Genomic DNA, 12,778 nt, shown 5'->3' with positions numbered 1-12,778 from the left:
ATGCGCGCATCGCTGGCGATCGAGAATTTTCTGGAAATGATGAGCGCCGAACGCGGAGCGGCGGAAAACACGCTTGAATCCTACCGGCGCGATCTGGAAGCGGTGGCGGAAGTGCTGGCAGCCCGCGGCGTCAATCTCACCGAGGCCGGGCCGGACCATATCCGCAGCGCCATCGATGCCATGGCGACGGAAGGCTTTGCCGCCACCTCGCAGGCCCGGCGCCTGTCGGCGCTGCGCCAGTTCTTCCGCTTTCTCTATTCGGAAGGCTTTCGGCAGGACGACCCGACCGGCACCGTCGACGCGCCCAAAAAGCAAAAGCCGCTGCCGAAGATCATGAGCGTCGAAAACGTCACCCGGCTTCTCGACCGGGCAGTGCTCGAAGCCGATGAGCCCGGCGAACCGGCTGATCGCATCAAGGCGCTGCGCCTTCATGCGCTTCTTGAAACACTTTATGCCACTGGGCTTCGCGTCTCGGAACTTGTGGGCCTGCCCGTCACCGTCGCGCGCACAGACCATCGTTTTCTGCTGGTGCGCGGCAAGGGTTCCAAGGAACGCATGGTTCCGCTTTCGCCCAAGGCGCGCGAAGCCTTGCAGCGTTTTCTCACCTTGCGGGATTCCTTGCCCGGCAGCGACGATAATCCATGGTTGTTTCCGGCTTTTTCGGAAAGCGGCCATCTGGCGCGCCAGGTTTTTGCCCGCGAATTGAAGGGGCTTGCGGCACGAGCGGGCTTGTCGGCAGCCGCCATCTCGCCGCACGTGCTTCGCCATGCCTTTGCCAGCCATCTTTTGCAGAACGGAGCGGACCTGCGCACCGTGCAGCAATTGCTCGGCCATGCCGACATTTCCACAACGCAAATCTATACGCATGTGCTGGAGGAAAGACTGCATAAGCTTGTCAGCGAGCATCATCCGCTTGCCGATTAGCTTCTGTCCGGTTATGAGAAAACCGAAAATTTGCAAGATGAGCCCGCAGTGAATATGTAAGGCGCCGTAAAACAGCCTTTTTCAGGCTCGCAATAGCGCTACTCCCTTTGGAAAAAGCACGAACAGTCAGGCCCGATGTACAACTATCTCGATTTTGAAAAACCCGTCGCCGACCTCGAAGGCCAGATTCTTGAGCTGAAGAAGCTCGCGCAGGAACAGGGCAGCGTCGAGATGAGCGACGAGATTCGTCGCCTCGAGAAGCGTTCGGCCGATGCGCTGAAGGACATCTACCGCAAGCTGACCCCGTGGCAGAAGGCGCAGATCGCCCGCCATCCGGACCGTCCGCACTGCCTGGAATATATCGACCGGCTGTTCACCGAATTCACCCCGCTTGCCGGCGACCGCAAATTCGCCAATGACGAAGCCATCCAGGCCGGTTTCGGTCGCTTCAACGGCCAGGCCGTCGCGATCATCGGACAGGAAAAGGGTTCCGACACCAAGACGCGCCTCAGGCACAATTTCGGCTCGGCTCGCCCGGAAGGCTATCGCAAGGCCGTCCGCATCATGGAAATGGCCGACCGTTTCCAGCTGCCGCTCATCACCTTTGTCGACACGGCAGGCGCCTATCCCGGCGTCAGCGCCGAAGAGCGTGGACAGGCGGAAGCCATCGCCCGCTCGACGGCGGAATGCCTCAAGCTGCGCGTTCCGGTCATCTCGATCATCATCGGTGAAGGCGGCTCCGGCGGCGCGATTGCAATCGCGGTGGCGAACCGCGTCTATATGCTTGAGCATTCGATCTATTCGGTGATCTCGCCCGAGGGCGCGGCCTCGATCCTCTGGCATGATTCGACCCGCGCCAAGGATGCCGCCTCCAACATGCGCATCACCGCGCAGGACCTGTTCGACCTCAAGGTCATCGACGGCATCATTCCCGAACCCATGGGCGGCGCGCATCGCGGCAAGGAAGCCGTCATCGATGCGGCTGGCGACATCATCACCGCATCGCTGCGTTCGATGAAGGATGTCGACGGCGAAACGCTGAAGCAGGAACGCCGCCAGAAGTTCCTCGCAATCGGCCGCAACCTCTGATTTTCATCATCACTTGATTGATATTGCATCCGGGAAGCCTCGCGCCTCCCGGATTTGCATCATGCTGCAAATTCGGCCATATTGCCGACGCGCTGGATTTTAGCTATCTGAGCAAGAATTCATAAACGATACCGTAAGGTTTCGTTTATAGGATTGGACCTTCAGGAAATTGACTTTTGCTCATAAAGTCTCTGGCGTAGCTCTAACAGACTTGATGCGACATGAAGATCAGAACCGCAATTCTAGCCTCCGTAATGGCAACCGCACTCCTCGCGGGCTGTCAGGGTTCGTCCGTATCCGATCTGAGCCTCAGGGCTGAAAAACCGCTTCCCGAAAAGGTTGTTGCGAAGATGAAGGCGAAGGGCATGACCCGCACGTCGCCGATCATGGTGCGCATCTTCAAGGAAGAAGGCACTCTTGAGGTCTGGAAGCAGAAGAACAACGGCAAATACGACCAGATTGCATCCTATGAAATCTGCAAATGGTCGGGCAAGCTCGGGCCGAAATATATCGAGGGCGACCGTCAGGCGCCGGAAGGTTTCTACACCGTCCGCCCCGCGCAGATGAATCCGAATTCGAACTATTATCTGTCGTTCAACATCGGCTTTCCCAACGCCTATGACCGCGCCAATGGCCGCACTGGCCAGCACCTGATGGTGCATGGCGCATGTTCGTCATCGGGCTGCTATTCGATGACCGACGAACAGGTCGCCGAGATTTACGCCTTTGGTCGCGACGCCTTCAAGGGCGGCCAGCGCGATTTCCAGATTCAGGCATTCCCGTTCCGCATGACCGCCGCCAACATGGCGCGCTACAAGAACGACCCGAATTATTCCTTCTGGAAGATGCTGAAGCAGGGTTACGACGCGTTTGAGATCACCAAGGTCCCGCCGAAGGTCGATGTCTGCGAGAAGCGCTACGTCTTCAACGTATCGACGCCGGATGGCCAGCCGCTTTCCCCGACGGATGCCTGCCCGCCATCTGCTGGCGGCGAGGCCATGTCCTATGCGTCGTATGAAAAGACCTTCCAGTCGGCATTCAGCGCCAGCCAGAAGGCACCGGCGCCGTCCATTCAGGGCATTGCCGAGGCCAAGCTCGTCTCCGCATGGAGTGCAGCGCGTGCGCGCGGCGAAAAGGTGACGCGCGAGCCACCGTCGCTTTCGCCTTCTTCCGCTGAAAAGGCGGGCGCGCCGGACATTCGCCCGGCAACGCCGTCCGTACAGCCGACAGCCATTGCCGCGACGCCGCAGCCGGTGGCCGTCCCTGCAACGCAGTCCGTAGCCATGCCCGCAGCCGTGCCCGCACCGCAGCCGAACCCGGCGGCGTCTGCACAAGCCGCTGCTCCGCAAGTCTCGCCTCAGGTCTCTTCCCAAGTCTCTTCAATGACGACCGCCAGCACGGTGGCGCAGAATGCCGAACAGCCGGCACCTGTCGCAGCCGCCGAACCGAAGAAGCCGTGGTGGAAGATCATCGGGAACTGACGACTTTGCAGGATGACGTTCCTGTCTACGACCTGAGGGGGCTTAAATGCCCCCTTCCGGTTTTGAAAACCCGCAATCGTCTGGAAAAAATGCCAAGCGGCGCGCTTCTCTGGGTAGAGGCGACCGATCCGCTGTCAGGCATCGACGTCCCGCATTTCTGCACGCAGGAAGGCCACGCCCTCATCGCGCAGCAGCGAGAAGGCACGCTGCAACGCTTTCTCATTCGCAAGAAGTAAGTATCAGTTCCGGGGCGAGAAACCGGGAATAGCCAGCGGATTTTCGGTCAGCGCGGCCCGGTCCGGCCTGTCCAGCGCCGGACGTCCCAAAAACGCATCGAAAAGCTCACGCACATAGGTTTCCGGCAGATCCTTCACGATCATCACCAGAAGCGTCTCATGCTTGTCCTGCGGCCATTGCGGCAGACGTGCAGGCGGATGGAAAATCTTCTGCACGCCGTGGATGACGACCGGACGGTCCGGGTCCTCGGCAATCTGCACAATGCCCTTCACCCGCAACAGCTTCTCGCCATGCGTCGAACGCAGAAGATCGAGGAACATGTCGAAGGTCGAGAGCGGGATCGGCGCGTCGTGACGCAGCGAGAAGGAGCGGATCGCATCGTCATGGTGATGATGATGCGCATGACCCTGATGGTGATCATGGTGATGATGGTCGTGGTCGCAATCCGGCCCGCATACATGGTCATGACCATGATGCTCGTCTTCATAGGCTTCCGCCCTCAGCCAGCGCTGCACATCCGCCGATTTTGTTTCCGGGTTATAAAGCCCGCATTCGAAAAGCGCGGCATAGCCCGTGCGCTGTTCACCGGCTTCCAGAATATCCGCGCCAGGGTTGAGCGCATGGAGGCGCGCCTGCAACGCCGCCAGCCCTGCCTGCGCTTCCGGCAGATCGGTCTTGGTCAGCACGATGCGGTCGGCCATTGCCGCCTGCTTGACGGCTTCCTCGTGATTGTCGAGTGTCGCCATGCCGTTGACGGCATCCACCGTCGCCAGAACCCCGTCGAGCCTGAAAGCCTGCATGAGCACCGGATGGCCCATGATCGAATGCAGCACCGGCGCCGGGTCGGCAAGGCCGGTGGTTTCGATGATGACGCGCTTCAGCGCCTTGATGCGCCCGGTCTGCAGCCGGTCGATCAGATCGGCCAGCGTATCCACCAGCTCGCCGCGCACCGTGCAGCACAGACAGCCGTCGGCAAGCTCAATCACGCCCTCGCTCGCCTGCTCGACCAGCAGATGATCGATGCTGACCTCGCCGAACTCATTGATGATGACCGCCGTGTCGCTCAGCGCCGGGTCTTTCAGAAGCCGGTTGAGAAGCGTCGTCTTGCCTGAGCCGAGAAAGCCGGTCAGTACGGAAACGGGAATGGGATTTCGCATGTCAGTTGATGGCCGTTGTCACGCCCGCCGCCCGCTGCGGACGCGGCATTGGCACCGGAACCTGCGAAATGTCGAGCTGGCTCGGCCGGGTGATCGGCCCCGGCTCGGACACCAGACCCACGCGAACCGGAACCGGATCGCGATCCATCGCGTGAATATAGGGCGAATTGATCTTCAGCTTGCCTTCGACATCGCGGCCATCCCAGCGGTCGGCCATGGCTTGCTGGCTGCAGATCGCCTTGCGCATATCGGTGGCCTGGTTGAGATTGCCGCCCGCCGTCGGACGCAGCGTCGCCAGCGTCACGCCCCCGGCACTGGCACTGACATTGGCGCGGAAAGCATCGGTCATCAGCTGCGCGGCCTGAACCGCGCGCGCTTCCTGCCGGTCCGCGCCCAGAACGATTGCCAGCACGGTGCGGCCATTGCGGGTGGCCGAGCTTGCGAGGTTGAAGCCGGATGCGCAGACGAAGCCGGTCTTCATGCCATCTGCGCCGTCATAGCGGCCAAGCAGAATGTTGTAATTGGCCTGCACCTTCTTGCCTGCGCCCGGATCGATCGCCTCGGTCGCGAAATAATGTGCATATTGCGGAAACTCGCGGCGCAATTGCACGCCCAGAACCGCAAGATCGCGCGCCGTCGTGTAATTCTGGGGATCGTGCAGCCCATTCGGATTGGCGAAATGCGAGCCGACCATGCCGATGCGCTGCGCTTCCGCATTCATGCGCTGGACGAAGGCGGATTCCGTCCCGCCCACGGCTTCGGCGACGGCAACCGCGACGTCATTGGCCGATTTCACCAGCATGATCTTCAGCGCCGTATCGAGCGTCATCACCGATCCGGGCTTGTAACCCATCTTGCTCGGCGGTTCCTTGGCGGCATTGACCGTCATGCGCACCGGCGATTCCAGCGTCATCTGGCCCGACTGAAGCGCGCGGAATGCCACATAGGCCGTCATCATCTTCGTCAGGGAAGCGGGATACCAGCGCTGGAACGCATCCTGCTGCCCATAGACCTTGCCGGTTGCCACATCCACGGCAATCGAGGGATTAGCCGCAGCAGACGCCAATGCGACAGCGGACAGGCCCGCAGCTGCCAACCAGATTTTCAGTGATTTCGACATCATTCCGTAGTTCCAATCGAAACGGCTTGCGACTTCCGCGAATTCGAATTGCGTTATAGGGCATTTCCAGCAAAAGTGCGAAGCGGTTTTGCGTCGGATAATGCGTAAAAACAATGAGATAGAGCTGTTTCAATTGCTCTCAAATCAATTGGAACCGCCCTAATCGGAGATTAACGATTTCTTTATCTATGCCATGTGGCGATGAAAAGGCAAACAGGGATTGCCCGCTTTCACCGAAACGTCATATCCTGTTTGCTTCAAATCATGCCCAATCCGGGGAGCCCTCAGAAAATGCCAGTGTTGAATCGTGCCGTTGAAACACAAGCGGAAATTGCCGCATGGCGGCGAAAACTGCACCAGAATCCCGAACTTCTCTATGACGTGCACGAGACTGCGAAATTCGTCGAAGACAAGCTGAAATCCTTCGGTTGCGATCATGTGGAAACCGGCGTCGGACGCACCGGCGTGGTTGGCATCATCAAGGGACGGCACGGCGATGGCCCGGCAATCGGCCTGCGCGCCGACATGGATGCCCTGCCCATTACAGAGACGAGCGGCGTCGAATGGGCCTCGCAAAATCCGGGCAAGGCGCATTCCTGCGGCCATGACGGTCACACATCCATGCTGCTTGGCGCGGCGCAATATCTTGCTGAGACCCGCAATTTTCGCGGTTCGGTCGCCTTTCTGTTCCAGCCTGCCGAAGAAGGCGGCGCGGGCGGCCTCGCCATGGTCGAGGACGGCGTGATGGACCGCCATAACATCACGGAAGTCTACGGCGTTCACAACATGCCGGGCCTGCCGGTCGGCCAGTTCGCGATGCGAAAAGGCCCGATCATGGCGGCGACCGATGAGTTCGACCTTTTCATTTCAGGACGCGGCGGCCATGCGGCGCAGCCGCACCGCACCATCGATCCGATCCTTGCCGGTTCGCAATTGATGATTGCCCTTCAGGGCATCGTCTCGCGCAACACCGATCCGCTCGATTCGCTCGTGATCTCGGTCACGAAGTTCATTGCGGGCGAGGCCTATAATGTGATCCCGGAAAAGGCGACGCTGTCGGGCACAGTGCGCACCTTGAAGAAGGAAACGCGCGCCTTTGCCGAACGCCGCATCCGCGAGGCTGCTGCCGGTATCGCCGCCGCCACCGGCGCGGAAATCACGGTGCGCTACAAGAACAATTACCCGGTCACCTTCAACCACGATGCGCAGACGGAGTTTGCCGCCCGCGTTGCAGGCTCGGTTGCGGGCGAGGGCAAGGTGGACGAGAATGTCGAGCCGATGATGGCGGCGGAAGATTTTTCCTACATGCTGGAAGCGCGCCCCGGCGCCTACATCTTCCTCGGCAATGGCGACACGCCCGGCCTTCACCACCCGGCCTATGATTTCAACGACGACGCCATTCCATATGGCGTGAGCTATTTCGTGGCTCTGGCAGAAACGGCGCTTGCCGCCTGAAACTGAATAAATCCGCCTGCCCCGCTTTTTGCGGGGTTGGCGACCGAGATGAAAAACAGTATGTGTCTGAAAGCATTCGCAATGCCGGAATCACCGGCAAATGCGCACCGGCTGGTCCCGTAGCTCAGTAGGATAGAGCGACAGATTCCTAATCTGTAGGTCACAGGTTCGATTCCTGTCGGGATCACCACCGAAGCCCCTGAAATCATTGGATAAATTGAGCCGTTGAAAATCTTCTGCATGTTGCAGGTTTTCGCTCTTTCCATTTATGCCGCTGGCAGGCTTCTACAAAACAAGCTGTTCGGTAACATTATTATTGTCAAATGATATGCGGGTCTTTTCAAAAGACCTGTCCGGAATAGTCTTGCAATTTCAGACTCGGACATGCGCCCCGGAGAGATAGTGGCTGGAGCAGAATCAGGTGCAAGAAAGCAATATAAGATTTTACTAATAAATACTCGCACCAAATTGTACACAATATAAGATATTTCGTTTGAAATTATCGTACAATTTATGTATTTTCGGAAATGTACTGATGGCGACGCGCTTGTATACAGGCGCACGGTATATTTTATTATAGTTAGCTTATGTTCCGATACGAAAACTGCGGAGAAGCTTTCATATCGCATGCTTTATAATGAGAGAAATACAGCGTTATCTATTCGTGCTGACATTGGATGCTATTCTGGAATTTCTTTTCTCCGCGAAGTTCGGTCGATCTTGATCGCGTGGCATTGAACAAATGGCATTGGACACATCGCAAAGACGTCCGAAAGGGCGCTTTGTGTGTTTTGGCTATGTCTTGCAAGTGCTGCTGATGCGATCCGGCCATGCGCCGTTGCCCCGACCGAGATGACGGGCAGGGCTTGCCGACAGGCACTGCGAAAATTATTCAGCGCCGCGTTGCTTCGCCGGGGGCGGAGGGTTCAAGCGCCAGCGCGTGTACGCCGCTTTCGAGCTCTTCCTTCAACAATGCATTGATGGCGCGGTGACGCTCGATGCGGCTCATTCCGGCAAAGGCTTCGGCGACGATGCGGATGCGGAAATGCGTTTCGCCGGTGCCGTCATAAACTTCGTGGTGGCCGCGCTCTTCATGGTGATGCCCGGCGTGGAGATGGCTTTCATTGATGACTTCAAGCCGTTCAGGAGCAAAAGCCGTGGTCAGTTTCGCTTCCATCGCGCTTTGTTTGCTATTGTGAATGGACATTTGGACCACTTCTCCCCATATAGACGCTGTGCCTCATATAACGCTGCTTCGGCGGCAAAAGGTGGGGCAAATCCGCACAGGAAAGCAAACTGCTCCCCAATTTCGCCCAGTTGAAATGGCCAAAAGCCAGACCGGACGAAATGTCAATTCTTGTTCAGCAACTCATAATCCGCATAATTCGATTCGATGACAACGAACTCAAAATTTTTCGACAGTATCCGCATCAAGCCCAAGAAGACCGCAGAGGCGAAGGCTTCGGGGCCTTGCTGCCAGTGGGACGGCTGCGACAAGCCGGGCACGCATCGCGCGCCTGTCGGCCGCATGCGTGAAGGTGAATATTTCCGCTTCTGCGTTGATCATGTGCGGGAATATAACAAGAATTTCAATTACTTCTCCGGGCTTTCCGATGGCGACATCGCGAAATTCCAGAAGGATGCGATCACCGGCCATCGCCCGACCTGGTCGACGACGGCCAATTCAACGGCCAAGGCACGCACGTCGCCGGACATGGCGAAGATGCGGTCGGGCTCGGCTTCCTACCACAATCGCATCCGCGACCCTTTCAATCTATTCAAGGAAGCGAAGGGGCATGCGCCGGGCCAGAAAGCGCAGCGCAAGCCGCGCACGCTGGAGATCAAGGCGCTCGCCACACTCGGCCTTGAACCAAATTCGACTGGCGATAAGATCAAGGCGCGCTATAAAGAGCTGGTAAAGCAGCACCACCCGGATGCGAATGGTGGTGATCGCGGATCGGAAGAAAGATTTCGCGATGTTATTCAGGCTTATCAATTGCTCAAGCAGGCAGGTTTTTGCTAAAGCCTGTTTGGGCTTGACAGGTCGGCTATGGAGCTGTCCCCGATGGCTCCGACGGACATTCTTCTGCCGCGCTGACGCGTGGATGCAAGCACGGATGCCCGCAACGAATTACGGAAGGGGCATACCGTCCGGCTCGCCGGAAAAACATGCCCGCGGATGAAAGTTGCCGGTCGGCAGCTTGCCGGTATCAATTCGCGGCCGGTCGCTGCCTGCCGCTCTGGAGGCATGATGAACAAGGTTGAGCGGGATATAGCCAATTTGCCGGATACGACGGTTTCGGTGCGTGAAGTGTTCGGGATTGATTCCGACATGACGGTACCAGCCTATGCGGCGGGCGATTCCTATGTGCCGGAACGCGATCCGGATTATCTTTTCGACCGTCAGACGACGCTCGCGATCCTTGCAGGCTTTGCATATAACCGTCGCGTGATGGTTTCCGGCTATCACGGCACCGGCAAGTCGACCCATATCGAACAGGTTGCCGCACGCCTCAACTGGCCTTGCGTTCGCGTCAACCTCGACAGCCATGTCAGCCGTATCGATCTCGTCGGCAAGGACGCCATCGTGGTCAAGGACGGCATGCAGGTCACTGAATTCAAGGACGGCATTCTGCCCTGGGCCTATCAGCACAATGTGGCGCTGGTGTTCGACGAATATGATGCCGGTCGCCCGGATGTGATGTTCGTCATCCAGCGCGTGCTGGAAACCTCGGGCCGCCTGACGCTTCTCGATCAGAGCCGCGTCATTCACCCGCACCCGGCTTTCCGTCTGTTCGCGACCGCCAACACCGTTGGCCTCGGCGACACGACCGGCCTTTATCACGGCACCCAGCAGATCAATCAGGCGCAGATGGACCGCTGGTCCATTGTGACGACGCTGAACTATCTGCCGCACGACAACGAAGTGGCCATCGTTCTGGCCAAGGCCAAGCATTATCAGAATGCCGAAGGCCGCGAGACCGTGAACAAGATGGTGCGCGTTGCCGACATGACCCGCCAGGCGTTCATCAACGGCGATCTTTCGACCGTCATGAGCCCGCGTACCGTCATTACCTGGGCCGAAAATGCTGCCATTTTCGGCAATGATATCGGCTTTGCCTTCCGCCTGACCTTCCTCAACAAGTGCGATGAGCTGGAACGCGCCACGGTGGCTGAATTCTATCAGCGCGCTTTCGGCGTGGAACTGCCGGAATCGGCAGCCAATATCGTTCTCGCTTGATGCGGAAGAAGCCTGCCGCCTGATCATGTCCGGCGGCAGCGCACTGTCTGATGCGGGGGCGATAGGTTTCGCCCTTGCTTGAAAGCGAAGTCAGGATGGGCATATGTCGGGCCAGAAATCAGCAATAGGCGATAATTCGCGCGAGCGGAAACCGGGGCCGGTGGATTCCGAACCGTTCAAGCGCGCTCTAACGGCTTGCGTCCGCGCCATTTCCGGCGAGCATGAGCTGGAAGTGGCGTTCACCAATGATCGCCCGGCCTTGAGCGCCAATCGCGCCCGCCTTCCTGACCTGCCGAAGCGTCCGACCGCGCATGATATCGCCGTCACGCGCGGCCTTGGCGATTCCATGGCCCTGCGCCAGGCGCGCCACAATCCGCGCATTCACGCCAGCCTTGCGCCGGAAGGCAAGCAGGCGCGTGCGATCTACGACGCGGTCGAGCAGGCGCGTGTCGAAGCCATTGGCGCCCGCGCCATGGCAGGCATGGCGGACAACCTCTCCACCATGCTGGCCGACAAATATTCGAAAGCCAATTTCTCTGCCGTCACAGCCAAGGAGGATGCGCCGCTTGAGGAAGCCGTGTCGCTTCTGCTGCGTGAAAAGCTGACCGGACGGGCCGCGCCTGCGGAAGCCGGTCAGGTGCTGGAACTGTGGCGCGACTGGATCGAGCAGAAGGCCGCCGCCGACATTGCGCGGCTTGGCGACAATCTCGAAGACCAGCAGGCTTTTGCGCGCACGGTGCGCGACATGCTGGCCTCCATGGACATGGCGGAAGAGCTGTCGCAGGAAGAGCCGAGCGACGAAGAAGAGCAGAACGACGAGCAGACGCCGGATTCCGACGAGAACGAGGAAGGCGGCGACGAGAGCCAGGAAGGTTCCGATTCCGCTGAAAGCGAGGAATCCGACGATTCGAGCGACGAGGGCGAGCAGGGCGAAATGGATGCCGCCGATGCTTCCGCCGACGACATGGACGACAGCGAGGATATCGACGCGGAAACGCCGGGCGATACGCGCCGCCCCAACCAGCCTTTCGCGAATTTTGCCGAGCATGTCGACTATAAGGTATTCACGCGCGAGTTCGACGAGGAGGTCGAGGCGACCGATCTTTGCGACGAGGCGGAACTCGACCGCCTGCGCGGCTTCCTCGACAAGCAGCTTGCCAATCTGCAAGGCGTGGTGGGGCGTCTCGCCAACCGCTTGCAGCGCCGCCTGATGGCGCAACAGAACCGCTCGTGGGATTTTGATCTGGAAGAGGGCTATCTCGATTCGGCGCGTCTGGTGCGCATCGTCATCGATCCGACGCAGCCGCTTTCCTACAAGCAGGAGCGCGATACGGATTTCCGCGATACGGTTGTGACGCTAGTGCTGGACAATTCCGGTTCCATGCGCGGTCGCCCGATCACGGTCGCCGCGACCTGCGCCGATATTCTCGCCCGCACGCTGGAACGCTGCGGCGTGAAGGTGGAAATTCTGGGCTTCACCACCAAGGCGTGGAAGGGCGGCCAGTCGCGCGAAGCATGGCTTGGACGCGGCAAGCCTGCCAATCCGGGCCGCCTCAACGATCTGCGCCATATCGTCTACAAGAGCGCCGATGCGCCCTGGCGGCGTTCCCGGCGCAATCTGGGCCTGATGATGCGCGAAGGGCTGCTGAAGGAAAACATCGATGGCGAGGCGCTGATCTGGGCGCATCAGCGGTTGCTGGGCCGGCCCGAGCAGCGCAAGATCCTGATGATGATTTCGGATGGCGCGCCGGTCGACGACTCGACCCTTTCCGTCAATCCCGGCAATTATCTGGAGCGGCACCTGCGCGCCGTGATCGAGGAAATCGAGACGCGTTCGCCGGTGGAACTGATCGCCATCGGCATCGGCCATGACGTCACGCGCTATTATCAGCGCGCGGTCACCATCGTCGATGCGGAGGAACTGGCTGGCGCCATGACGGAGCAGCTTGCTTCGCTGTTCGAGGAGCAGGGTGCTGCGGCCTCCGGCAAGGGCAAGCGCCGGGCTGGCAGACGATAGAGCGCCGTGCGTCCTTACGGACGCGCAAAGGTCGCTCGAACCTATTGAATCTACGAA

General features: G+C 59.3%; 11 protein-coding genes and 1 tRNA gene. 9 read left to right on the top strand and 3 right to left on the bottom strand.

The window, feature by feature from the left end:
* The 4 genes from xerD to AC0TOF_RS09500 all read left to right on the top strand — a co-directional run bounded on the left by xerD (nt 1) and on the right by AC0TOF_RS09500 (nt 3,730).
* Complete coding sequence (xerD, locus tag AC0TOF_RS09515) at nt 1–924, top strand: site-specific tyrosine recombinase XerD (RefSeq protein ID WP_473768047.1); 924 nt, start codon at nt 1–3, stop codon at nt 922–924.
* A 135-nt stretch (nt 925–1,059) separates the two neighbouring features.
* Complete coding sequence (locus AC0TOF_RS09510) at nt 1,060–2,013, top strand: acetyl-CoA carboxylase carboxyltransferase subunit alpha (protein WP_121999880.1); 954 nt, start codon at nt 1,060–1,062, stop codon at nt 2,011–2,013.
* A 221-nt stretch (nt 2,014–2,234) separates the two neighbouring features.
* The gene (locus AC0TOF_RS09505) at nt 2,235–3,494 is read left to right on the top strand and encodes a L,D-transpeptidase family protein (RefSeq protein ID WP_473768046.1); all 1,260 of its coding nucleotides are present in this window, start codon (nt 2,235–2,237) and stop codon (nt 3,492–3,494) included.
* Nucleotides 3,473–3,730, top strand: a complete 258-nt coding sequence (locus tag AC0TOF_RS09500; RefSeq protein WP_473768045.1) for a sulfurtransferase TusA family protein — start codon at nt 3,473–3,475, stop codon at nt 3,728–3,730. The genes AC0TOF_RS09505 and AC0TOF_RS09500 overlap by 22 nt, the downstream gene beginning before the upstream one ends.
* A 3-nt stretch (nt 3,731–3,733) precedes the next feature.
* Here the strand turns inward: AC0TOF_RS09500 and AC0TOF_RS09495 are convergent, their stop codons facing one another.
* Nucleotides 3,734–4,888 (bottom strand): CobW family GTP-binding protein, encoded by a 1,155-nt coding sequence (locus AC0TOF_RS09495; RefSeq protein WP_473768044.1) that lies wholly within the window; start codon nt 4,886–4,888, stop codon nt 3,734–3,736.
* Nucleotide 4,889: 1 nt separating this feature from the next.
* Complete coding sequence (locus tag AC0TOF_RS09490; protein ID WP_473768043.1) at nt 4,890–6,011, bottom strand: D-alanyl-D-alanine carboxypeptidase family protein; 1,122 nt, start codon at nt 6,009–6,011, stop codon at nt 4,890–4,892.
* A 288-nt stretch (nt 6,012–6,299) separates the two neighbouring features.
* On the opposite strand from AC0TOF_RS09490, the gene AC0TOF_RS09485 reads away from it, so the two are divergent.
* A complete protein-coding gene (locus tag AC0TOF_RS09485; RefSeq protein ID WP_473768042.1) occupies nt 6,300–7,463 on the top strand; it encodes a M20 aminoacylase family protein in 1,164 nt (387 codons plus the stop codon).
* A 113-nt stretch (nt 7,464–7,576) separates the two neighbouring features.
* Nucleotides 7,577–7,653 (top strand) — tRNA-Arg (locus AC0TOF_RS09480).
* Between the two features lie 702 nt (nt 7,654–8,355).
* On the opposite strand, the gene AC0TOF_RS09475 is transcribed toward AC0TOF_RS09480, so the two are convergent.
* Nucleotides 8,356–8,670 carry a BolA family protein gene (locus AC0TOF_RS09475; protein ID WP_473768041.1) on the bottom strand — a complete coding sequence of 105 codons (315 nt, stop codon included), beginning with the start codon at nt 8,668–8,670 and terminating at the stop codon, nt 8,356–8,358.
* 186 nt (nt 8,671–8,856) lie between these two features.
* Between AC0TOF_RS09475 and AC0TOF_RS09470 the strand changes: the two genes are divergently transcribed.
* The 3 genes from AC0TOF_RS09470 (at nt 8,857) to cobT (ending at nt 12,721) form a co-directional block, all read left to right on the top strand.
* Nucleotides 8,857–9,486, top strand: coding sequence for a J domain-containing protein (locus AC0TOF_RS09470; RefSeq protein WP_121999888.1), 630 nt, complete (start codon nt 8,857–8,859; stop codon nt 9,484–9,486).
* 228 nt (nt 9,487–9,714) lie between these two features.
* Entirely contained in the window at nt 9,715–10,704 is a 990-nt protein-coding gene (cobS, locus tag AC0TOF_RS09465; protein ID WP_473768115.1) for a cobaltochelatase subunit CobS, read from the top strand.
* A gap of 103 nt (nt 10,705–10,807) precedes the next feature.
* A complete protein-coding gene (cobT, locus tag AC0TOF_RS09460; protein WP_473768040.1) occupies nt 10,808–12,721 on the top strand; it encodes a cobaltochelatase subunit CobT in 1,914 nt (637 codons plus the stop codon).
* Nucleotides 12,722–12,778 lie beyond the last annotated feature (57 nt).

The organism is Ochrobactrum sp. PL_is501 (assembly GCF_055816895.1).
This window is presented reverse-complemented; position numbering and strand designations above follow the sequence as displayed.

Excerpts from the sequence above, each read along its gene's own strand:
- cobT (WP_473768040.1), top strand. The coding sequence starts at position 10,808 with ATGTCGGGCCAGAAATCAGCAATAGGCGATAATTCGCGCGAGCGGAAA.
- AC0TOF_RS09485 (WP_473768042.1), top strand. The coding sequence starts at position 6,300 with ATGCCAGTGTTGAATCGTGCCGTTGAAACACAAGCGGAAATTGCCGCA.
- AC0TOF_RS09510 (WP_121999880.1), top strand. The coding sequence starts at position 1,060 with ATGTACAACTATCTCGATTTTGAAAAACCCGTCGCCGACCTCGAAGGC.
- xerD (WP_473768047.1), top strand. The coding sequence starts at position 1 with ATGCGCGCATCGCTGGCGATCGAGAATTTTCTGGAAATGATGAGCGCC.
- AC0TOF_RS09505 (WP_473768046.1), top strand. The coding sequence starts at position 2,235 with ATGAAGATCAGAACCGCAATTCTAGCCTCCGTAATGGCAACCGCACTC.
- AC0TOF_RS09470 (WP_121999888.1), top strand. The coding sequence starts at position 8,857 with ATGACAACGAACTCAAAATTTTTCGACAGTATCCGCATCAAGCCCAAG.
- AC0TOF_RS09490 (WP_473768043.1), bottom strand. The coding sequence starts at position 6,011 with ATGATGTCGAAATCACTGAAAATCTGGTTGGCAGCTGCGGGCCTGTCC.
- AC0TOF_RS09495 (WP_473768044.1), bottom strand. The coding sequence starts at position 4,888 with ATGCGAAATCCCATTCCCGTTTCCGTACTGACCGGCTTTCTCGGCTCA.
- cobS (WP_473768115.1), top strand. The coding sequence starts at position 9,715 with ATGAACAAGGTTGAGCGGGATATAGCCAATTTGCCGGATACGACGGTT.
- AC0TOF_RS09475 (WP_473768041.1), bottom strand. The coding sequence starts at position 8,670 with ATGTCCATTCACAATAGCAAACAAAGCGCGATGGAAGCGAAACTGACC.